This is a genomic window from Ruminococcus sp. YRD2003 (assembly GCA_900109435.1).
GTDB classification, from domain to species: domain Bacteria; phylum Bacillota; class Clostridia; order Oscillospirales; family Ruminococcaceae; genus Ruminococcus; species Ruminococcus flavefaciens_G.
In genome coordinates this window covers 183,002-204,796 of record FNZT01000005.1, presented here as the reverse complement: position 1 = coordinate 204,796, position 21,795 = coordinate 183,002, and the positions used below count along the sequence as shown (strand labels likewise).

Annotated in this window: 16 protein-coding genes and 1 pseudogene; 8 read left to right on the top strand and 9 right to left on the bottom strand. The window is 50.4% G+C overall.

What is annotated here, in order from left to right; translation table 11 throughout:
* Positions 1 to 30 precede the first annotated feature (30 nt).
* The 3 genes from BMX22_RS05100 (at position 31) to BMX22_RS05090 (ending at position 3,052) form a co-directional block, all read left to right on the top strand.
* A complete protein-coding gene (locus tag BMX22_RS05100) occupies positions 31 to 705 on the top strand; it encodes a response regulator transcription factor (protein ID WP_074741254.1) in 675 nt (224 codons plus the stop codon).
* On the top strand, positions 695 to 2,155 hold the full coding sequence (locus BMX22_RS05095) for a sensor histidine kinase (protein ID WP_074741253.1): 1,461 nt from the start codon (positions 695 to 697) through the stop codon (positions 2,153 to 2,155). The genes BMX22_RS05100 and BMX22_RS05095 overlap by 11 nt, the downstream gene beginning before the upstream one ends.
* A gap of 144 nt (positions 2,156 to 2,299) precedes the next feature.
* Positions 2,300 to 3,052 (top strand): MmcQ/YjbR family DNA-binding protein, encoded by a 753-nt coding sequence (locus tag BMX22_RS05090; RefSeq protein WP_074741251.1) that lies wholly within the window; start codon positions 2,300 to 2,302, stop codon positions 3,050 to 3,052.
* A 127-nt stretch (positions 3,053 to 3,179) separates the two neighbouring features.
* On the opposite strand, the pseudogene BMX22_RS17050 reads toward BMX22_RS05090, so the two are convergent.
* The 5 genes and pseudogenes from BMX22_RS17050 to BMX22_RS05070 all read right to left on the bottom strand — a co-directional run.
* Positions 3,180 to 3,302, bottom strand: a pseudogene (locus tag BMX22_RS17050) (hypothetical protein); the annotation flags it as partial.
* Positions 3,303 to 3,460: 158 nt separating this feature from the next.
* The gene (locus BMX22_RS05085) at positions 3,461 to 3,904 is read right to left on the bottom strand and encodes a C-GCAxxG-C-C family protein (RefSeq protein ID WP_074741249.1); all 444 of its coding nucleotides are present in this window, start codon (positions 3,902 to 3,904) and stop codon (positions 3,461 to 3,463) included.
* A gap of 74 nt (positions 3,905 to 3,978) precedes the next feature.
* Positions 3,979 to 4,287: an ArsR/SmtB family transcription factor gene (locus BMX22_RS05080; RefSeq protein ID WP_074741247.1), complete on the bottom strand. Its 309-nt coding sequence runs from the start codon at positions 4,285 to 4,287 to the stop codon at positions 3,979 to 3,981.
* A 77-nt stretch (positions 4,288 to 4,364) separates the two neighbouring features.
* Positions 4,365 to 4,931: a chromate transporter gene (locus BMX22_RS05075; protein WP_074741245.1), complete on the bottom strand. Its 567-nt coding sequence runs from the start codon at positions 4,929 to 4,931 to the stop codon at positions 4,365 to 4,367.
* Positions 4,918 to 5,481: a chromate transporter gene (locus tag BMX22_RS05070; protein WP_074741243.1), complete on the bottom strand. Its 564-nt coding sequence runs from the start codon at positions 5,479 to 5,481 to the stop codon at positions 4,918 to 4,920. The genes BMX22_RS05075 and BMX22_RS05070 overlap by 14 nt, the downstream gene beginning before the upstream one ends.
* A 129-nt stretch (positions 5,482 to 5,610) precedes the next feature.
* Here BMX22_RS05070 and BMX22_RS05065 point away from each other — a divergent pair, with 129 nt between their 5' ends.
* Both BMX22_RS05065 and BMX22_RS05060 read left to right on the top strand, forming a co-directional pair.
* A complete protein-coding gene (locus BMX22_RS05065; protein ID WP_074741241.1) occupies positions 5,611 to 6,339 on the top strand; it encodes a DUF134 domain-containing protein in 729 nt (242 codons plus the stop codon).
* A complete protein-coding gene (locus tag BMX22_RS05060) occupies positions 6,339 to 7,148 on the top strand; it encodes an MBL fold metallo-hydrolase (protein WP_074741238.1) in 810 nt (269 codons plus the stop codon). The genes BMX22_RS05065 and BMX22_RS05060 overlap by 1 nt, the downstream gene beginning before the upstream one ends.
* A 174-nt stretch (positions 7,149 to 7,322) precedes the next feature.
* On the opposite strand, the gene ppdK is transcribed toward BMX22_RS05060, so the two are convergent.
* Complete coding sequence (gene ppdK, locus BMX22_RS05055) at positions 7,323 to 9,950, bottom strand: pyruvate, phosphate dikinase (RefSeq protein ID WP_074741236.1); 2,628 nt, start codon at positions 9,948 to 9,950, stop codon at positions 7,323 to 7,325.
* 381 nt (positions 9,951 to 10,331) lie between these two features.
* Here ppdK and BMX22_RS05050 point away from each other — a divergent pair, with 381 nt between their 5' ends.
* Complete coding sequence (locus BMX22_RS05050) at positions 10,332 to 11,570, top strand: DNA recombination protein RmuC (protein ID WP_074741234.1); 1,239 nt, start codon at positions 10,332 to 10,334, stop codon at positions 11,568 to 11,570.
* Between the two features lie 40 nt (positions 11,571 to 11,610).
* On the opposite strand, the gene BMX22_RS05045 is transcribed toward BMX22_RS05050, so the two are convergent.
* Both BMX22_RS05045 and BMX22_RS05040 read right to left on the bottom strand, forming a co-directional pair.
* Positions 11,611 to 13,605 carry an ATP-binding protein gene (locus BMX22_RS05045; RefSeq protein WP_074741232.1) on the bottom strand — a complete coding sequence of 665 codons (1,995 nt, stop codon included), beginning with the start codon at positions 13,603 to 13,605 and terminating at the stop codon, positions 11,611 to 11,613.
* A gap of 33 nt (positions 13,606 to 13,638) precedes the next feature.
* Complete coding sequence (locus BMX22_RS05040; RefSeq protein WP_074741230.1) at positions 13,639 to 14,319, bottom strand: response regulator transcription factor; 681 nt, start codon at positions 14,317 to 14,319, stop codon at positions 13,639 to 13,641.
* Positions 14,320 to 14,605: 286 nt separating this feature from the next.
* Between BMX22_RS05040 and BMX22_RS05035 the strand changes: the two genes are divergently transcribed.
* Entirely contained in the window at positions 14,606 to 15,325 is a 720-nt protein-coding gene (locus BMX22_RS05035; protein WP_143055473.1) for a hypothetical protein, read from the top strand.
* 836 nt (positions 15,326 to 16,161) lie between these two features.
* Here BMX22_RS05035 and BMX22_RS05030 read toward each other — a convergent pair.
* A complete protein-coding gene (locus BMX22_RS05030; RefSeq protein ID WP_074741227.1) occupies positions 16,162 to 18,342 on the bottom strand; it encodes a substrate-binding domain-containing protein in 2,181 nt (726 codons plus the stop codon).
* Between the two features lie 364 nt (positions 18,343 to 18,706).
* Here BMX22_RS05030 and BMX22_RS15820 point away from each other — a divergent pair, with 364 nt between their 5' ends.
* Entirely contained in the window at positions 18,707 to 21,763 is a 3,057-nt protein-coding gene (locus BMX22_RS15820; RefSeq protein WP_318259681.1) for a carbohydrate binding domain-containing protein, read from the top strand.
* The last annotated feature ends 32 nt before the right edge of the window (positions 21,764 to 21,795 follow it).

Genomic DNA, 21,795 nt, shown 5'->3' with positions numbered 1-21,795 from the left:
ATAATTATAATAATTTTGCGGAGGTGAATCATGCCAAAGATACTTATAGTTGACGACGAACCGAATATCGTCACTCTCATAAGCCGTTACGCTCAGCGCGAGGGGTACGATACCGTTACCGCTTCCGACGGAAGAGAAGCCATAAACAAGTGCAGCACCGACGATTTTGATGTCGTGATCATGGACGTGATGATGCCCGATACCGACGGCTTCACTGCCTGCAAAAAGATAAAGGAGTCAAAGGATATCCCTGTGATAATGCTCTCGGCAAGAGGAACGGAGTTCGACAAGCTCTTCGGATTTGAGGTCGGGGTCGACGACTATGTCACTAAGCCTTTCTCGCCTATGGAGCTTATGGCACGCATAAAGGTCATACTCAACCGCAGCGGGAGCGCTGAGCAGAAGTCCGACAGCGCAGTGCTTGCTGTCGGCGGGATAAAGATAGACACGCTCGGTCTGACAGTCACTGTTGACGGAGAAAGGACCGAACTGACCGCTAAAGAGTATGCGCTGCTGCTTCTGCTTGTAAAAAACAAGGGCATAGTTCTTTCGCGTGACAGAATACTAAACGAGGTGTGGGGGTATGACAGCTTCGGCGTAGACAGGACTGTAGACTGGCAGATAAAGCTTCTCCGCAGCAAGCTGGGAGCATACCGCGACAGCATCAAAACGGTTCGAGGGGTGGGATATAAATTTGAAGCGTAAAACCCATTCGTTCCGAAAAAAACTGCTCGGCTGCTTCGTGTTCTTCACTATTGTCATATTCACCGTACTGTGGCTGTTGCAGACAGTTTTCCTGCAAAGTTTCTACAACAGTATGATAATCAAAAACACAGTGAAGGCAGCCGAGAAGATAAGCGAAGAAAGTCAGAGCAGCGATATAACATCGTACATCGACGATCTGTCCCGAAAGAATTCCGTACTCGTTTTCGTTACCGACAGTGACGGGAATATACTTTACAGCTCCGACGAGTACAAAAAAGCACATAAATTCCGAGATGTACCCATTGGTGCTCCCGACAAGGAAGATGACACGGGTATGCGGTTCCGCTACAGAGAACTGCCCGAAAACTACGCGGAATTTCTTGCGGCAGTCAACGCGTCCGATGACGGCTTTGCCGAACTGAAAAGCGAAGATATTTATGTCTGCGGAAGAATGATAGATTTTTACGGGAGCGATAAAAAATCAGTCCTGTACGTCGGAACTACTCTCAATCCCGTGGGCTCTGCCGCCCGCATCATACGCATACAGCTCATATGGGTGACGCTTCTGTCGGTGATCATAGCCTTTGTGCTCGCTCTGTTCATGTCCGAGAGCTTCTCAAAGCCTGTTTCACAGCTCAACGAAAAGGCTCACAAACTCGGAGAAAACGATGACGGCGCAGATTTCAGCGAGGGCTTCTGCGCAGAGCTCGACGAGCTGAACAGGACCCTTGATGCCACGTCGGAAAAGCTGAAAAAGAACAGGGAATTCCAGAATGAGCTCCTTGCAAACGTATCACACGACCTGCGTACTCCGCTCACAATGATAAAGGGATACGCGGAAATGATAAGAGATATCTCACGCGAAGATGAAAAGCAGTGTGCGGAGGACGTTGCCGTTATCGTTGAGGAGGCTGACAGGCTCACTGCTCTGGTGAATGAGATACTTGAGTATTCCGAGCTTCAGATGTCCGACCGCGAAGCTGTGATGAACGACGTTGACCTGAGTGAGACCGTGACATCGGTCGCCGACAGCTTCGGGAAGCTGTATTCAAAGGACGGTTACATCTTTGAACGCAGTATCGCGGATGATATCCGCGTCAAAGGCAATGCCTCGCGTCTGCAAAGAGCGGTTTATAATCTGCTGGACAATGCTGTCCGCCACGCGGGCGACGACAGATGGATAGGTATTTCACTAAGGACCGATAATGATAAGGCAGTCATCGAGATATCCGACCACGGCAGCGGTATCGCGCCGGACGAGCTTGAACACATCTGGGACAGATACTATACAAAGCGTCAGCGCGGCGGCAGGGGAGTTTCGGGCGTCGGGCTCGCTATTGTCAAGCAGACCGTGGGGATGCATGACGGCAGCTGCTCGGTGAGCTCGGAAATCGGGAAAGGCAGCACGTTCAGGATAGAATTAAAGCAATACCGCACAAAGCCCATCTGACGGCTTTGTGCGGTATTCCTTAAATATAAAATGTTTTTTTCGGCAGCGCGTGAAAGTCCTCACAGCGTCGGAATATACTGCATTTGACTCGTCGGACGAAATGCGGTATAATGAGCATATAAAACGCAGAAATGAGGTAAGAAAATGCAGTCGCTCCGCAATGAAACAACAGACTATATCAAGTCAAAGTATAACGCCGAGCCCGAATATCTCTGGGCAAAGTTCCCGAATTATGCGGTATTCCGCCACGGCGACAATAAAAAATGGTTCGCGCTGATAATGGATATCCCATACGATAAGATCGACCGCAGCAAAAGCGGCAGGGTGGAAATACTGAACATCAAGGTCAACGACCTCCTCCTTCGCGACCTTCTGCTTCGGCAGGAAGGCTGCTACCGCGGATATCACATCAGCCGCGGAAACTGGCTGTCTGTCGTGCTCGACGGGACTTTCCCGCTTGAAAATATCATGTCTCTCATCGACACGAGCTTCAGTACGACTGCCTCAGCCAAAAAAAGGCAGGAAATGCGTCCGCCTAAGGAGTGGCTCATCCCCTCAAACCCGAAATACTATGACGTCATCAGTGCCTTTGACAACAACGACATTATCACATGGAAACAGGGCAGCGGAATAAAGAAGAACGACACCGTTTTTCTGTATGTGGGTTCACCGATATCGGCGATACTCTACAAGTGCAAGGTCATCGGGACCGATATCCCCTTCGACTTTCAAACGGAAGGTCTGACCATAAAGAAGCTGATGAAGATACAGCTGCAAAAACGATATCGGGCGGACGATTTTACATTTGAACGCCTGAAAACGGAGTACGGTATATTTGCTGTAAGAGGTCCGCGCGGAGTACCTGACAGCCTCAGCCGCGCGTTGAACGGAAAATGAAAGCAGCGCCTTGATCTGCACTCCGTTCACAGCTTTGAAAGCCTTTGCATGATGATCCATGTGTCTGCAATGACTGCCTGACGGCGGTTATTGCCCCGAACTTCGTTCGGAGGGCGCAAACTCATTTTTACCGCCGCATTATGTACTCTTTCACCTTTTCAAATATCCGCTTTTTTATTTTCAGAGGCGGTATGTCTTCGAGCTGCCCACAGATAAGTTCTGTTTCTTCAAGTACCTCCCTGCGGGCGCATTCCTCAAAGCTCTATCCGATCTCCATTGAACCTGCGGGATAGTCACGGTATCTGTTGTCGGTGCGCCTGCCAAGAACGCAGGCGTTCATCAAAGAGCCGATAAGCCTGTTCAGTCATTTCATGCCGAATATTTCGTCCTGTATGGATTTCAGCACGCTCAGCTCTCATCTCCGAGCAATTCTGTCAGAATTTCCGCCGCCGTCCTTACCATTTCGGGACAGAGCGTTCTGAACAGACCCTTTGACCTTGCGAAGGACCTGCCTTCGTCTGTTCTGAGGTCACAGCCAAGAATGTCACAGCAGACATACGAGCCCTTGCGCTTCTCGAATTCGTCAAGGAACTTAACTGCCATAGCACCGCCTTTGGCACGGCTCGCTGTGTCATTGAGGTCGAACTGTCCGTACTTCATTCCGAGAACCATGAGAGCTCCCGTACAAGCTCCGCAGACCTCGCCCTTGTTCATACCGCCGCCGAAACAAGCACCTATCTGAAGTGCCTGCTTTTCTGTAATGCCGAACTCCTCCGCAAACGCCGCAAAAACCGCCTGCGAACACATATAGCCATTCTCATAATACTGTACTGCTTTAGTAATATTATCCATTTCCTTCTCCTCCGATTGTTATATTTAGATGTATCGATTTGTTCCCGCTGTTTAAAGCCGTATAACCATACGGCTTACTTGTTACAGCAATTACATTCGTTTTTATTCACTGCCGTGATCTCTTTCAGGCAGTCCATAGCGATCTTAGCACCTTCCTGCGAAATAGAGTAGTGCATCCACTTGCCCTCTTTTCTGCCGATCACAAGACCGCTGTCGCAGAGTACCTTCATATGGTGGGAAAGCGTGGGCTGACTCAGATTCATATCCTCAAGAAGATGACAGGCACATTTCTCGCCGTTTTGCAGAAGCCTGAATATCTGCACTCTGTTTTCATCGCACAGGGCTTTGAATATTACGGTGATCTGCTTGTTTGATAACTCCACGTTCTCACCTCACATTGAAGATTTTCTATATTATATCATACGCATAGAAAAATGTCAATATGTTTTTCTAAATTCTATTATAATCCCAGTCCATATCCTGCACCTACCCCTATCACCGCAGACAGCAGAATGACATTGATCGGGTGTACCTTTTTGAACGCAAGCACGGCAGTAACGGCAAATAATCCGAGAAATACCCAGAAGCTCGCAGAAGAAAAAACAGATACGCTCAAACCTGCCGGGAAGAATACCGTTCTTGCAACAGATATAAAGGCTGCACCTATCATTCCTACCACCGCAGGCTTTAATCCCGACATGATACCGCCCACCGCTTTGCTTTTCTTGTATTTTTCAAAGCACTTTGCGATGATAAGTATGATGATAAAGGACGGCAAAACTATACCGAGGGTAGCTATTATCGCCCCTAAAACGCCGCCTGTTCTGATACCTACAAAGGTCGCCATATTGACTGCAAGGGGGCCGGGCGTGCTTTCGCTAAGAGCAACGAAATCCACAAGCTCCTCCTGCGTCAGCCAGCCGTGACGTTCTGCTTCCGCCTGTATCATAGCGATCATTGCATATCCGCCGCCGAATGTGAACGCACCTATTTTCAGAAAGGCAAGAAACAGTTTAATCAGTACCATTGCTTTGCTCCTTCCTGTTCAAAAGCGACCAAATCAAACCAAACAAGCCGCAGCCGATAATGACAAAGACGGCATCAATTTTCAGAAAAGCAGTCAGTACAAGAGAAAGTCCCATGATCGCATAGGAAAAAGGTTTCTTTTTCTTCTTCACCTGATTAAACATCATCCACAGTGCCTTCAGTATCAGTGCAAGTACGGCTGCACGGATACCCATAAAAGCATAACGGACTGCTCTGATGCTTTGAAACTGCGTCAATATCATGGAGATAAGCGAAATTATAAGGAAAGACGGCAGAACAACTCCCAGCGTAGCCATACACGCTCCGAGAAATCCCGATGTCTTATATCCTACAAACGTTGCGGCATTGATAGCGATAGGCCCTGGTGTTGACTCTGAAATTGCAACAATATCAGATATTTCTTTTTCATTCAGCCATTTTTTGTTTTCGCATACTTCCTTCTGGATCAGCGGGATCATTGCATAACCGCCACCGAAAGTAAAAGTCCCGATCTTCATAAAGGTCAGGAACAATTCAAGATTCTTATTCACAATATCACTCCTACAGAAAATTATACCAAATGAAGTAATATCAGTCAATATCCGAAAATGCCAAGAATATACTTGACATAAGTCAATAAATATGTTATAATCGACATAAGTCAGAAAGGAGATGCTGTTATGCCAAGACCACAAAAATCACGCCGTATCTGCTGTTATCCCGATTACTGGAGCTTTGCGCCCGATCAGGATACAGCAAACGATACGGTCGTTATGTCGCTTGATGAGTTTGAAACGATACGTCTGATAGATTATCAGTCAAAGACGCAGGAACAGTGTGCTCAGGAGATGAACGTGGCGAGAACGACCGTCACAGCGATATATGACATCGCAAGAAAAAAACTTGCTCAGGCTTTGGTCGAGGGCAGACGCATCGTAATTTCAGGCGGAAATTATACTCTTGACAACACTATCTCAGAGGAGATAACTCAGAAAGGAAGCACAATTATGAGAATTGCAGTAACTTATGAAAACGGACAGATCTTTCAGCACTTCGGCAGAACAGAGCAGTTCAAGCTGTACGATGTTGCCGACGGCAAGATAATAAACGAGCAGGTAGTCGGAACAATGGGTGCAGGACATGGCGCTCTTGCAGGGTTCTTGAAAAACGCACAGGCTGACGTTCTTATCTGCGGAGGTATCGGCGGAGGCGCACAGATGGCTATGCAGGAGGCAGGCATTGCTCTTTACGGCGGTAATATGGGAAGTGCTGACGAAGCGGTACGCGCTTTCCTGGCACAGACACTTGTTCAGAACGAGAACCCTACCTGCGATCATCACCATGAACACGGCGAAGGTCATTCCTGCGGAGATCATGGCTGCGGCAGTCATAGCTGCGGTAATCACTGATGAGAATTGTAACCCTTGTAGAGAATACCTGCGGTACTGAAAACTGTATCGCAGAGCATGGACTCAGCATCTATATCGAAACAGAAAAACATAAACTCCTGCTTGACACGGGACAGACGGACGCAATCGTGAAGAACGCCGAAGTTCTCGGCATTGACCTGTCTGCTGTTGATACTGTGATACTCAGCCATGGTCACTACGACCACTCGGGAGGTATTCTGCCATTCTCGCAGATAAACCATACCGCACAGATAATCATGCAGAAGTCGGCTGCCGAGCCCCACTTCAATGGCGATCGCTACATCGGCATTGATACGGATATACTCAAACTGCCGAATATTCAGCTCATAGACGGCGATATGGAACTTGATGACGAGCTGTTCCTGTTCAGCGGTATTACAGGCAGACGGTGCTATCCACAGGGAAACAGAAAGCTGTCCCGTATGGAAAACGGCATACAAGTCCCCGATGATTTCGCACATGAACAATGCCTTGTCGTTACACAGAACGGCAAACGCTGGCTGCTTTCTGGCTGTTCGCATAACGGTGTACTCAATATCCTCGATAAGTACAGGGAGATATTCGGAAACGCTCCCGACTATGTTGTTACCGGCTTTCACATGATGAAGAAGGACGGCAAGCATACCGAAAAAGAAAAAGCGGTCATCATTCAGACAGCAGAGGAGCTTTCGCAGCTCGATACCGTTTTTTACAGCGGTCATTGCACGGGTATCCCTGCATTTGAACTGATGAAAGAGATAATGGTAGATAAGCTCATTGCTTTGCACAGCGGAGAAGAAATACTATAATAAAAAAGCTCTCACAGCCGAAACTGTGAGAGCTCTATTTGTTTATTCAGATAAACACATTAACGTGAATATCACGCCAGCTTAGTATCCTACGCTTCGTAGACTTTGCGTAAAGGTATTCTTTAGCATCGTCCAGATTCAGCGTAAAATCGCCGATTTTGATATAGTCGTGAATTACTTCTTTTCGTTGATTGCAGCCTGAGCAGCAGCCAGACGAGCGATCGGAACGCGGAAAGGTGAGCAAGAAACGTAGTCAAGACCGATCTTGTGGCAGAACTCAACAGAAGTAGGATCGCCGCCGTGCTCGCCACAGATACCGCAGTGGAGCTTGGGATTCGCAGGCTTACCGAGCTTGATAGCCATTTCCATGAGCTTGCCTACGCCGGCCTGATCGAGCTTAGCGAAGGGATCGTTCTCGAAGATCTTCTTATCGTAGTAAGCGCCGAGGAACTTGCCGGCGTCGTCACGAGAGAAGCCGTAAGTCATCTGAGTGAGGTCGTTAGTACCGAAGCAGAAGAAGTCAGCGTTCTTAGCGATCTCGTCAGCAGTAAGAGCAGCTCTCGGGATCTCGATCATAGTACCAACCTCATACTGGAGGTCAGCGCCAGCCTCAGCGATAACAGCGTCAGCAGTCTCAACAACGACCTTCTTAACGTACTTGAGTTCCTTAACGTCGCCAACGAGCGGGATCATGATCTCGGGCTTAACGTTCCAGTCGGGGTGATTCTTCTTAACGTTGATAGCAGCCTTGATAACAGCCTTTGTCTGCATCTTAGCGATCTCAGGATATGTTACAGCAAGACGGCATCCTCTGTGACCCATCATGGGGTTGAACTCGTGGAGAGAAGCGATGATGTTCTTGATGTCCTGAACTGACTTGCCCTGTGCCTTAGCGAGAGCCTCGATGTCAGCTTCCTCTGTAGGAACGAACTCGTGGAGAGGAGGATCCAGGAATCTGATTGTAACAGGGTTGCCCTCGAGAGCCTCATAGAGAGCCTCGAAATCGCCCTGCTGCATAGGCTCGATCTTAGCGAGAGCAGCTTCTCTTCCTTCAACTGTATCTGAGCAGATCATCTCACGGAAAGCAGCGATTCTGTCAGCCTCGAAGAACATATGCTCTGTACGGCAGAGACCGATGCCCTCAGCGCCGAGCTCACGAGCCTTCTTAGCGTCAGCAGGAGTATCAGCGTTTGTTCTTACCTTGAGAGTTCTGTACTTGTCAGCCCAAGCCATGATGCGACCGAACTCACCTGCGATCTGAGCGTCAACAGTGGGGATGATACCATCATAGATATTACCTGTAGTACCGTCGATAGAGATAGCGTCGCCTTCCTTGAAGGTCTTGCCGCCGAGCTCGAACTTCTTGTTAGCCTCATCCATCTTGATGTCGCCGCATCCGGAAACGCAGCACTCACCCATACCACGGGCAACAACAGCAGCGTGAGAAGTCATACCGCCGCGAACGGTCAGGATACCCTGAGCAGCCTTCATACCTGTGATATCCTCGGGAGAAGTCTCGAGACGAACGAGAACTACCTTCTCGCCCTTAGCAGCCCACTCAACAGCGTCATCAGCAGTGAATACTACCTTACCGCAAGCAGCACCGGGTGAAGCGCCGAGACCCTTGCCGATAGGAGTAGCAGCCTTGAGAGCCTTGGTATCGAACTGGGGGTGGAGAAGAGTATCGAGGTTTCTGGGGTCGATCATTGCAACAGCCTCAGCCTCAGTCTTCATGCCCTCATCAACGAGGTCGCAAGCGATCTTGAGAGCAGCCTGAGCAGTTCTCTTACCGTTTCTTGTCTGGAGCATATAGAGCTTCTTGTTCTCAACAGTGAACTCCATATCCTGCATATCGTGGTAGTGATTTTCGAGAGTCTGGCAAACTTCCTTGAACTGAGCGAAAGCCTCAGGGAAAGTCTCAGCCATCTGCTGGATAGGCATAGGAGTACGAACGCCTGCAACAACGTCCTCGCCCTGAGCGTTTGTAAGGAACTCGCCCATGAGCTTCTTCTCGCCTGTAGCGGGGTCACGAGTGAACGCAACGCCTGTACCGCAATCGTCGCCCATGTTACCGAAAGCCATAGACTGAACGTTTACAGCAGTACCCCAAGAGAACGGGATATCGTTGTCACGTCTGTATACGTTAGCACGGGGGTTGTCCCATGAACGGAAAACAGCCTTGATAGCGCCGATGAGCTGCTCCTTGGGATCGTCGGGGAAGTCTGTACCGATCTTAGCCTTGTACTCAGCCTTGAACTGTCCTGCGAGCTCCTTGAGGTCGTCAGCATTGAGCTCAACGTCCTGAGTAACGCCCTTCTTAGCCTTCATCTCGTCGATGAGTTCCTCGAAGTACTTCTTGCCGACTTCCATAACGACGTCGGAGTACATCTGGATGAATCTTCTGTAGCAGTCCCAAGCCCATCTGGGGTTGTTGGACTTTTCAGCGATTGTATTTACAACAGTCTCGTTGAGACCGAGGTTGAGGATAGTGTCCATCATACCGGGCATGGAAGCGCGAGCGCCTGAACGAACGGAAACGAGGAGCGGATTCTCCTTATCGCCGAACTTCTTGCCTGTGATACCTTCCATCTTAACGATGTACTCGTTTATCTCTGCCATGATCTCGTCAGAGATACCGCCGTCCTCGTAGTACTGTGTGCAAGCCTCAGTAGTGATCGTGAAGCCCTGGGGAACGGGGAGACCGATGTTTGTCATCTCAGCGAGGTTAGCGCCCTTACCGCCGAGAAGCTCTCTCATGTTAGCATTACCTTCTGAGAAAAGGTAGCAATACTTGTGTGCCATGGGAATATACCTCCATTTTAAACTTTGCGGAGCAGGGCACACCAAAGCGAGCCCTTTCCGACTTAGATATATTATAACATAAAATGTAAGAAAAAGCCATATAGAATAAGGTAAAAATTCTTGGTTGAATTTGTTACACATTGCACAAAAAATCGCGGCAATGCCATAGGGCGGAAGGATGCCGCCCGCAAATTCACGAAAACGACCGCGGAAACGCTTTGTAGGGGCGAGTTCCGCTCGCCCGCCGTATAACAATATGTATGTGGAACGCCGAGAGCGGCGTTCCCTGCGTGATTGCCTTGTATGGGCAACCTTGCGGTTGGCTTGCTATTTTTTTGCATTTATGCTATAATCATTGTAAATTGAAGGGAGATACAAGCTATGACTGATATCATACTTATCATATTGTGCCTGATAATAGTAGTCCTGCTCATAGTGGTACTGATGAAGCAGTTTGCCGCCGACGGGAAGGGCAGGGGAGCGAAACTCGAAAAGACGCTTCGTGAGGGCTTTTCGGCATCGCGCCGCGAGATAAACGCCGAGCTCAGCGGAGGTATGCAGACTTTCAGCCGCCTCCTCACGGACAATCAGAATCAGGCGTCCGAGGCGCAGCTCCGCCAGCTCGCTAACCTCGAGAACCGCTTCAAGACGCTTGAATCCGCGAATAACGAGCGGCTTGAGAGTATGCGTCTGACGATGATGCGCCAGCTCACTTCCATACAGGACGAGAACCAAAAAAAGCTTGATGTGATACAGAACACTGTCAATGAGAAGCTCGAATCGCAGCTTCAGAAGTCGTTCAAGCTCGTCAGCGAGCGGCTGGAGAAGGTATACGAGAGCCTCGGCGAGATGCAGAGCATAGCGTCGGGTGTCGGCGACCTTAAAAAAGTTCTGTCCAATGTCAAGACCCGCGGTATACTGGGCGAGATACAGCTTGGCAGTATACTTGAGGAGATACTCGCCCCCGAGCTCTACGAAACGGAAGTCGCGACCGTCCCCAACAGCCGCGAGCACGTAGAATTCGCCGTGAAGCTCCCGGGAGTGGCAGACGGCTCGAGCATATACCTGCCCATAGATTCAAAGTTCCCGGGCGATACATATGCCGCTTTGCAGGAGGCGTACGGCTCGGGCGAGAAAGAGCGCATCGACGCTGCGAAGAAGAACCTTGTTGCCGTGATGAAGAAGTGTGCGGGAGATATCCGCTCAAAGTACGTATCACCGCCGTATACGACCAATTTCGGCATTATGTTCCTGCCGTTCGAGGGGCTGTACGCCGAGGCGGTCAACCTCGGGCTCGTCGAGACCTTGCAGCGCGAGTACAGCGTGAGCATAACAGGTCCGTCGACCATGGCAGCCATGCTGAATTCGCTGCAAATGGGCTTCCGCACACTCGCGATACAGAAGCGCAGCAACGAGGTGTGGGAGATACTCGGCTCGGTCAAGAAGGAGTTCGGCAGCTTCTCCGAGGCGCTTGAAAAGACGCAGAAGCACATCCGACAGGTAGATGACGACCTCGAAAAGCTCATCGGCACCCGTACCCGACAGATAAACCGCAGTCTCAGCAAGGTCGAGCTGCCGAGCGGGGAAGGAGACTCTGTGAGGCTGCCTGATACAGAATGATGAAAAAACCTCGCTAAAGTGCATTTAGCGAGGTTTTGTTTCAGTTCATGGTGACGATGAAGCAGACGCTCTTGCCCTCGGCGTTGTCGACGAAGAGCTTGAACTTATGCTTGTCGATGATGGATTTCGCGATAGCGAGACCGAGTCCGTAGCCGCCCGTAGCCCTGTTTCGGGAGGCGTCGCTGCGGTAGAAGCGCTCGAATATCTTTTCTTTTTCCTCTTCTTTGAGACCTGTTCCCGTGTTGTACACCGAGAAGCGTATCTTTCCGCCGTCGTTTTTGAGCGTAACGCGCACGGTGCCGTTCTCCTTTGAGTATTTGAGAGCGTTGTCGATAAATATGGCAGCCATCTGCTTGACGTGCTGTTCGCTGCCTGTTATCCTTAACCCTTCCTGAATGTTCAGGACGAAGTTCTTGCCCGCTTCAAAGGCACGGCACTCGAACGGGAGCGCGGTATTTTCGATGGCCTTGCTCAGGTCGAATTCGGTCGGTATGAAGTTGGAGTTGTTCTCCAGCCTTGTGAGGTTGAGGAGGTCGTTGACGAGCACGTTCATACGGTCGGCTTGATCCTGAATGTAGGTCAGCCACTTGTTCTCGCCTATCTCGCCCTCGAGGACGTCGGCGTTCGCGGAGATGACTGTCAGCGGAGTTTTCAGCTCATGGCTCGCATCTGAGATGAACTGCTTCTGCTTATCGAAAGCGACCTTGATGGGGCGCACGATGAGACCGCTGAGGAAGTATGCGGCGGCAGAGAGTATGACGATGCTTATGAGCCCGACGATGACGGTCGTGCGCTTGAGCTTGTTCATCATATCTATCTCGGCGCTCTTGTCTGTGAAGACCATGAGAGTGCCGTTGTCCTTTTTCTCGGTGCAGAACTGATAGTTGTTCGCCATTCCCGAGCTGACGTTCCTGCTGAGTATCTCGTTTATGTACTCCTGAGCGACAGCGTCCGACATTTCGTCGTTATTCTGGATCCCTGCGAGTTTGCCCTCCTCGTCAGCCATGATGATAAAGAAGTCGATAGAGCCGAGCGAACGCGGAACAGCGTTGTTGTCGTAGCCGTCGTCCCTGCGCCTCATCGGTTCGCGCGGCACGGGGGGGGCAGTCGTCGTGTCGGCGGCAGTTGTGACGGTGGCAGCGGAGTCGCTTGCATTAATTATAGTATATCCGTCCAGCACGGGAGCGAAAGAAGTGTTTGCCATTCCGTAAACGGCACCCTGCGGCATCGGGCAGTTTTTGTTCTCCTGACAGCGGTCATCGTCGTCATCGTCATCGCTGCTGCCGTAGTTATGGCCGTCGTTGATATCTCCGTCGCCGCCGCCGTTGAGCCACGGGGGAGGTCCCCACGGCGTCCACGGACCCCACGGACCCCACGGTCCCCATACGGGCTGATCGCCGTTATGGTCTTGCCGAGCCGTAGTCTCGGGCGGCTGAGTCTGAGGCGGCAGCGTTTGCGGAGGCTGTGTCTGCGGGGGCTGAGTCTGAGACGGTTGAGTTTGCGGAGGCTGAGTATGAGGCGGATGAGTGCGCTGAGCCTCGGTGGTCGTGGGGACCTTGTAAGCGGTCGCACGAGTTGCTTTTTCCCATGTAGGCTGAGTTTCAGGAGCGCGCGTAGTCTGCGGCTCCACAATATGAGCCTCGGTCGGAGCAGTCGTCTGCGGAGGCAGAGTTTCCGCCGCAGTCAGAACTTCTGATGTTGTCGTTATCTCTTCGGAAGTCTGCGCCTCTGACGTAGTTCCCTCCGTCTGCACGGTGGTGGGGATTGACGGCATGATATCGGGATCCGCTGGCGGTTCGGCCCGCTGATAGTCATCGAAGCGCTGCCAGTTCTTGTCGTCGGGGCGCTCGATGAAGAATTTCTGTGATACTCCGTCGTAACCGACGCCTGCCGCCACCTGCTCAAGAACTATCCGCGTCTGGTTCTCCATGACAGTGTCCATGATGATGTTGACAGAGCCGAGCACGGCGATGAATATGGCGAGGAGAATGGAGGTTATGATACCGAAGAATTTAAGCTGTACCTTTCTGAACAAAGGCGTACACCTCCGTAAAAAATCGTGATGTGGTTATTTTTCGGTGCTCTCGATGGAGTAGCCGATACTGCGGGCGGTCTTTATCTGTGCGTGAGCCGATATCGCGTTCAGCTTCTTGCGCAGGAACGAGATGTAGACTTCGATGTTGTTGTAGTCCACATCGCTCTCGTAGCCCCATATTTTCTCGATGATGCGTTCTTTTGTGAGTATCTGCTTGGGGTTGGCGATAAGCAGCTCCATGATCTGATACTCCTTCAGGCTGAGCTTGACGTCATTGTCGCCATAGCTTATGGAGCAGGTGTTCTTATGGAGCAGCAAGCCGTTGAACTCAAGGCGGTTGTCGTCCTGTATCTCGCCCTTTCTGCGGGTGAGAGCGCGGATACGCGCGAGGAGCTCACCTGTCACGAACGGCTTTGTGAGGTAGTCGTCAGCCCCGCAGTCGAGCCCGTTTATCTTGTCGTCTATCTCGCTTCTTGCGGTCAGGAGGAGCACGGGCGTATTGATCTTTTCGGCTCTGAGGTTTTGAAGGACTTCGAGCCCGTTCATTCCGGGGAGCATGATATCGAGGATGATGCAGTCATAAACGCCCGTGAGAGCGTTATCCAAGCCTTCCACACCGTCGTATACCGTGTCCACGGAGTACATATTGCGTTTGAGAATCTCGCTGAGCGCGTCTGCGAGCTGTATCTCGTCCTCAACAACGAGGAGTTTCATAAATATACCCCCTTAAAAAATAACATCCCTGCATACTATTATAGCATAAAACCTTTAAATAAGCTTAAAAGCCGATAAAGTTAAAAAGATTGATTTGGAAAAAATAAAAGATGTTTTTTGTGCAAAGTTCCAGTTTTGCCCGAAATAGATAAACAATTGTTGACTAAGTTTAAGATTTATGCTAAAATTATTGAGTAAGACAGAAGCGCCTGCATACAGATATGGCGCACCTGACAGAATTACTGCGGCGGCTTTGGCACGGGCCGCATGAGATAAAGGGGTGTTGATGATGCTGTCACCACAGGAACGTGAACGTAAAAAAGGAGTGTTCGCAAAGGCACTTCGTTCGGGCGGGAATGCCGATACCAAGAGGTATATGGAGCTGTACGCTGATTTCAGCGAGCTCGGTTATACGCGGGAGCTTGCCGAGAATTATGCGGACGCATTCGTGAACGAACACAAGAAGCCGCTCGCTGAGGATATCCTCCAGACCGTAAGGCTCTTTGACAGGATACGCGACTTCGGCAGTGCGGAGTTCTACCTCGATATGCTCAAGGATAAGAAGCTGAATAATGATGATAAATTCGGCTACTGCATAGAGGCTCTCAAAAACAAGAGCAAGCAGGGGCACTGGCGAGATGCAGTTGATTTCCGCACCGAGAACATCAACTTCATGCAGAACCACTCCGAGAAGGTGGACATGAAGCAGCGCGCGGACCTGTATATCGCGCTTGCGCTCGTTGACTGCGCGGCGAAGAAATATATGCAGGCGTTCAAGCTCCTGATGAATTTCGGCTACAAACCGCAGGGCAGGAACGACTCAAAGCTGCTTGAAATACTCATTACGGGCATATACATCTGCTCGCATACGGGCAATCAGGAGAGCATAGACAACGCCGTTGAGAACGCACACGGCGCGATGAAGCTCTTTACGGAGTACGAGCACCCGTGGCTGAAGGCATTCTACGAGAAGCAGATAGAGGATGCCGCGCAGGGGATCATATGACTTAGAATAATATTGCAGGAGCTCACGGGCTCCTGCTTTTATTTTTGTGAACACAAGATGAAAAAAATTCCACATCAGCAGATGGTTATAAATTATAACCTTTGTAAGTGCGAGGGTTTTGTTGTACAGTGATAAAGCGTGCAGTTTGGAGCACCCGAGCGGCAGAGCATTGGATGACCTCGCCGAAAACAGCTGTATCAAGCCAAATAAGCAAATTGGAATACACTTTTGACCAATACACAATATGTATAATTTCACGAATATGAACAGAATATGTTTCTGACATAATATATTTTATATTAACCGAATATTAATATTTTTCATTCAATATTAAAACGCAATTTTGTCCTAAAAATGAGCAATATTATAGGTTGATTATCTTGCGGGATTATTTTATAATACAAGTGTCGGTAACGAAAAACTGCCAAAAACAGGGCTTCACCCGACAGCACAATAAGATATGAAATTATTGTGTCCTGTGATCAACGGCAAGTACATTTTATCTGCTTTACGGTTTAAACTCCGCCGTATTTTGTTCTCACCACCAAGTTGCAGCAAACGATTCGGCAAGCGGGGCTGTTTATTAAACATTAATGCCTATAATATGTTTGATCGCCTAAACTCAGCCATGCAAACGGTTTACACGATTTGAACTCTACCCGCCACAGCAGATGGATGTATGGATACTTCGGATTGTATCTGCCGTAGTCGGGAATGCGTATAGAGGGTGCGCATTGCTGACGCTGAGAGACGTTCTTCACTGACTTTTGAGAGGGTGTCGGTGAAGAGCGTCTTTTCATTTTACCGAGAAAAAGGCTGCCTTTAGGCAGCCTTTTTTAATACTGGATACTTACGCGGTACTGTATAGGCGTCATTCCGACGACCATGCTGAACTGTCTGAGGAAGTATTTGCTGTCGAGATAGCCGCATTTCTCGGATATCTCGATGACGTTCAGAGTTGTAGTCGCGAGGTAATATTTCGCCTTTGCGATACGGGCGATGATGCAGTCCTTGTGGAAGCTTATGCCGAAGCACTGCTTGAAAACGCTTCTGAGGTACCCCGTGCTGCCTGGGAAGAGGTTGTGGAGGCTTTCGCTGTCGAAGGTCTCGGTCGGGCGGGAGTATACATAGGTACGTATCTCCGCCATCTCCCTGTAGTGGCTGATTATGCGCTTCTCGTCGAGCGCCTTTGCCTTTATATCGGCTTCTGCCGAGCACCTGTCGTATATTTCCTTGTAGGGGACTCCCGAGCACTGTTCGCACACGCACACGAACGAATCCGAGCCGTAATAGCCCATATACTTCTTGTGCTGGAGGAGTATCGCCGATACACAGTCCGCGAGCAGCTCGGGCGGAGCATTACGCTGAACCACGCAGATGAGCGTATTGTCGTTGATACGACCGCAGATATCGTGGTTTCCGCAGAACTCGTCCAGCGCACGCGAAGCGTCGAGTATAGCTTTTATCCTGTCGTCGGTGTTCTCGATGGAGATGCTCTCTTCCGAGAGGCATATCCTGAGCATGATGAAGTAGAGTTCCTTATTCCCGTGCAGAACAGCCGAATTATAGGACTTTTCGAGGCCTGTGGCGTTGTACATACCCGTGAGTGTATCGCGCTGCTCGGAGAGGTTCTGACAGCTTGTGAGGTAGCGGATATCGTTCTTCATTCGCAGGAATTCGAGGCATATGGACACAGATTTGATCCAGTTGCGGAAGATATCATCGTAGGTGTCGGGTACGTCATAGCGGATAATGATATGACCGAACATACGCTGCCCGAAGAAAATGGGGTTGAAGTAATAGACAGCGGGTGTCTGGCAGCGCGAGAATATCTCCGCGAAGTCGAAGCGGTGCGCCTCAAACGGTGAATTGTCGAGCCACGGCATAATGTCGCGGCAGGTCATTATATCGGAGATATCGGCTGTGGGGTCGTACCAGTTGGATTGCAGGCACAGCACCACATTATACGCGTCGCGTATCAGCCAGTGAAATTTTCCCAGTATCCTGACGAATTCGTCGAGGTTCTTGCTCTCGGTGATCTCCTGGTCGAGAGAGCTGAAAAGGTTCCACGCCTCGAAATCGCTCTTGACTTTTACTGTGTCGAGCTCCTCGAAGTATGTGCTGAGGTCATTTCCGCAGGAGCAGCTGTCGCCGAAGATGAATTCGCCCTTTGGCGGAGTAAAAGCGGGCTCTTCCAGTCCCTCGAGCCTGCTGCGGATTATCTCGACAGCGCGTCTGCCGAGGTCTGCGCGGTTGCGGCGGTAGGTCGAGAGCAGCGGATAGTGCATGAGCCGCTTGTTTATGTACTCGTAGCCGATGACGGTAACGTCCTCGGGCACACGGACATTATTGCGCCTGAATTCATCGAGCAGACCGTAAGCCATATAGTCGTTCGCGCACGCCACAGCCTGCGGCAGCGGCAGCTGACCGCTGATGTATTTTTTTGCGAGCTCCTCGCCTGAATTCATCCAGAAGTCGCCGAAGTGGATCTTTTCCTCGCTGACTTCTATCCCGTGCTTGCGGAGCGAGCGCTTGTAGCCCTCGGCACGCTTGCGCGAGAGCTCGAGGTAGTCGTTCCCCGAGAGGTAGTCGATATCTGTCAGTCCGTGCTTGTCAATGAGGTGATCGACTATCGCCTCGGTATCGTCCTCGTCGCTTGTATTGATAAAAGTGAACTTCGAGTCTGTGAACTCTTCGAGGTGCGCGCCGAGAATGATCATGGGCACGTCCTTTTTGAGCATAGAGTTGGCGATAGCCTCGCGTATCTGCTCGTTCACGAAAGACTCGGAAATAAGTATCACGGCGGCTATCTGTTCGGACTGCACGAGCTCGTATATCTTATTTTCGCACTCAAGTGAGTTTACACTTATATTCGGGTTGTATATGTTTGAGAGCACAGCGGTATCGTAGCCGTACTCCTGCGCCTTTTCGATGATGCCGTACAGTATCTGTCTCTGCTCGATGCTGTTGGCTTCAGCTGAAACGACGCAAATGATCGGTCGCTTTGGTTTATTCATTTCAGACCTCCAGTCGGTCGTTTGTCCGCCTATTGCGGAACGTCATCCCATCAGACACGATATGGCGGGCAAGCGTTTTGTTCACCTCAACCGTCATAAATGAATGTGTCTATACTTATTATAGGATAAATGTGCGAATGTGTCAATACTTTTTGGCAATAAAAGCATAAAAAGTCAGTGTTTTTGTCCACCTTTCCTACACATTGTGGGTTTACCGATAAGGAATGTTAACGTATAATGAACTTATCATATATATAATGCAATTAATATGCAGTCAATAAGAGCATCGGACATCATGTGAAAAACGGACATTTTATCATGTAAAAAGCTCTCAGTCAGGTAAGTATTCAAGGAGGAATCAGAAATGAGCAAGATCAGAGCAATAAAGTCTGTGCTTGCGGGAATGCTTGCAGGAACAATGGTATTTTCGGCGGCATCGGTATTCCCGACAGGCACATTCACACAGGAGCTCGACGCAAATGCGGCGGGAGCCTGCACTATCAACACAAACAAGCTGTACCAGCGAATCCGCGGTTTCGGAGGCATGAACCACCCCGAGTGGCAGAGCTACAATGCGCAGAACGGAGCTCCCGGAGACATGACCGCAGCGCAGGTACAGACAGCATTCGGCAACGGAGCCAACGAGCTCGGACTCACAATACTCCGTATCTTCGTAAGTGACCAGCAGAACGCATGGAACAACGCTATCCCGACTGCACAAAGGGCTTCGGCGCTCGGAGCCACAGTTTTTGCGACACCGTGGAACCCACCCGCTTCGATGAGAAGCAACGGTTCGGGCGGACCGCGCGGAGGTCAGTACGTGCTCAACAACGGCGCGGAGGCGAACTACGCAAAGCACCTCAACGACTTCATCAAGTTCTGCAACAGCAAGGGAGTAGAGCTCAACTCCATTTCTGTACAGAACGAGCCTGACTGGTCGGGCGAGTGGACATACTGGGCACCCTCACGCTGTGCCTCATTCCTCGCAAACTACGGCAAGACCGTAACAGCAGGCACCAACACCAAGATGATGTCGCCCGAGAGCTTCAGCTACAGCAAGGATTATTACAACGCTATCCTGAACGACTCGAAGGCTATGGCGAACTGCGATATGTTCGGAACCCACTTCTACGGCACACAGCGCAGCGCCATGGACTTCCCCGCACTCGAAAACTGCGGCAAGGAGATATGGATGACCGAGGTCTACGTACCGAACTCGGACGCCAACTCGGCAGACCGCTGGCCCGAGGGCGTTGCAGTTGCGGAGAACATCCACAACGCAATGGTTGTCGGAAACATGAACGCGTACGTTTGGTGGTATATCCGCCGTCAGTACAGCCCGATGTGGGACACAGGCAAGATATCGAAGAGAGGCTATGCAATGGCACAGTTCTCGAAGTGGGTACGCCCGGGTGATATGCGTATCGACGCCACCGAGCAGCCCAACAGCAACATACTTGTTTCGGCATACAAGCACAGCGATACACAGGCAACTATCGTCGCTATCAACAAGGGCAGCGGCGAGGTATCGCAGCAGTTCACCCTCAGCGGCAGAAGCATCACCAACGTTGACCGCTACAGGACATCGGGCAGCGAGAACATCGCGGCTACAAAGGGCATGGAGGCAAACGGCGAGTCCTTCTTCGCCCAGCTTCCCGCAAACAGCGTATCCACGTTCGTAGTGACCATGGCGAGCGACGGCAAGAACCTCCCCGCCGACACAGACGGACCTGTTCAGCGCGACCCCATCACTCCCGACGCTAACGGCTACTACTACCACGATACATTCGAAAACGGCACAGACGACTGGGAGGGCAGAGGCGGCGCATCTGTCTCAACATCAGGCGGCACAGCTTATGCAGGCAGCAAAGCTCTGACAGCATCTGACAGAGGCAGCGCATGGCACGGTGCGATGAAGTCCCTTGACTCGCTTACCTTCAAGGCAGGCGAGACCTACAGCTTCAGCGTAGCAGCGAGCGGCTCGGGCAATATGATGCTCTCGCTCCAGTACACGGACGCATCGGGCGAGACCAAGTACGACCACATTGCAAACGGACAGTCCGACGGCAACTACGTACAGCTTGCAAATACGAATTACAAGCTTCCCGATGGCTCGGGATATATCCTCTACGTTGAGACAGAGGAAGGCACCGCAAATCTCACAATCGACGAGGCTATCGTCGCAAAGGCAGGCACTCAGATAGACGGACCTAAGCCCGCTGAAACAACTACAACAACAACTACAACTGCACAGCCTGAAGTAACGACCACAGCAGCTCCTTCGACGAAGACACTTTACGGCGATGCAAATCTTGACGGCAAGGTAACTATTGCTGACGCAACGGCAATTCTCCAGTTCCTCGGAAACAAGGACAAGTATAATCTCGATTCACAGGCTCTCGACAACTCCGATGTTTACAACAGAGGCGACGGCGTAACAGCAAGAGATGCACTGTCGATACAGATGCTCGACGCAGGCATTATCGACAAGCTCCCCGAGAGTTACAGCGAGGGTTATGTTGAGACTACAACAACTACAACAACTACAACAACAACTACTACAACCACCACAACAACAACAACGACAACTACTCAGCCTGTCGCTAATCATCTCTCAATGAAGGACTTCACAGCCAAGGTAGCAGGAAATATAGCCGAGAAAGAGCCCAGTTCGGCAAATGAGGCTAAGAACGGCGTTACCTACGGCGAGATACAGAACAAGACCTACTTCTCAAGTGTCTGCAACAGAAACAAGAAGTACAATGTTCTCCTGCCTCCCAACTATGACCCGAACAAGAAGTACCCTGTAATGTATATTCTCCATGGTTACTGGGAGAACCCCGACAGAATGCTCACACAGGGCAACGCTGTGATGCATACCCGCGAGATGCTCGGCAATGCTATTGCAGAGGGCGCAGCTAAGGAAATGATCTGCGTATTCCCCGATGTTTATTCGAGTGCTACTCAGGATGCCTGCTCGGCTATGGATAACAACAACAACGCTGCTTACGATAACTTCATCAATCAGCTCACAAAGGATCTCATGCCCGAGATCGCAAAGAACTACAGCGTTCTCACAGGCAAGGACAACACAGCTATAACAGGCTTCTCCATGGGCGGACGCGAGTCACTCCTCATCGGAATGAAGATGGCTGATCAGATCGGCTACATCGGCGCTATCTGCCCCGCTCCCGGAGTTACGGGCTCATTCAAGTGGGACAGCAACAACGAGCCTTACTTCCTGATGATAACAGGCGGAAGCAACGACCAGACTGTTTACGACAATCCCAAGAATTATCACAATAACTTCGAGAAGAACGGAGTTCCTCACGTATGGCACTATGTAAACGGCGGTTATCACGGTGACAACTGCATCAGAGCTCACCTGTACAACTTCTTCCGCATAGCATTCCAGAACTGACCCACAGTAATACTTCCTTTCAGTTCAATAAA